This is a genomic window from Colwellia asteriadis (assembly GCF_039523295.1).
In the GTDB taxonomy this organism is placed as follows: Bacteria; Pseudomonadota; Gammaproteobacteria; order Enterobacterales; family Alteromonadaceae; genus Colwellia; species Colwellia asteriadis.
Genome location: NZ_BAAAFA010000041.1, coordinates 1 through 618, shown reverse-complemented (window position 1 = coordinate 618; position 618 = coordinate 1). Strand labels below are relative to the sequence as shown.

The window sequence follows — 618 nt, the reverse complement described above, 5'->3', positions numbered from 1 at the left end:
CGGAGTGCCGTTGTCTTCCTAAGACCGCTTGGCCTCCGACTTATAATTTATGCACTTTTCATAACTTTATTTTTTCAACTTTAGCTTTTGGAACTGGTTCATTTTTCATTTCGTCTACTACTAATTTCTCTATTGCTAACCTTATTACTTCTGACCTGTTCATCTTATGTTTCATAGCATAAGCCTCTAGTAATAGTAACATTTCATCTGGAATTTTAAATGTGACAATCTTCATCATTTCAAATCACTGCTCCCGAAAACTATTATTTCTCCAACTGTTATACTTACGCTATTATCTTTGCTAAATATCAATTCAAAACGATAATGTTTATTATTGATTTCTAGATATCCTACTATCCTATTTCTCTTTTTTGCATAAAATAGAATTTGTGGTTCTACTAAAAAATTAATATTTTTAGTTATTATATCTTTTATATCTTTTTTATTTAAACTTTTTATGACTTCTTCTACTTGACTCATGTTCTCTATTTTTACATTTTATATTATGACATTTTTATATCTTTTTACTTCTCTATCTCTTTATTTTTTCACCTCCTTGATTTTTCAACCTTTACAAAGTCGGGTCGTAGCCCTGTCGTTCTGTGGGCCAAGTAGTTG

At 29.8% G+C, this 618-nt stretch carries 2 protein-coding genes; both read right to left on the bottom strand.

The features are described from left to right. Positions 1–58: 58 nt before the first annotated feature. Positions 59–238 (bottom strand): aCcr1 family cell cycle regulator, encoded by a 180-nt coding sequence (ccr1, locus tag ABD005_RS18150; RefSeq protein WP_343819166.1) that lies wholly within the window; start codon positions 236–238, stop codon positions 59–61. Then, entirely contained in the window at positions 235–480 is a 246-nt protein-coding gene (locus ABD005_RS18145) for a hypothetical protein (protein ID WP_198968526.1), read from the bottom strand. The genes ccr1 and ABD005_RS18145 overlap by 4 nt, the downstream gene beginning before the upstream one ends. Positions 481–618 lie beyond the last annotated feature (138 nt).

What these genes read in the sequence shown, in the direction of transcription:
- ccr1 (WP_343819166.1), bottom strand. Translation starts at nt 238, where the DNA reads ATGATGAAGATTGTCACATTTAAAATTCCAGATGAAATGTTACTATTA.
- ABD005_RS18145 (WP_198968526.1), bottom strand. Translation starts at nt 480, where the DNA reads ATGAGTCAAGTAGAAGAAGTCATAAAAAGTTTAAATAAAAAAGATATA.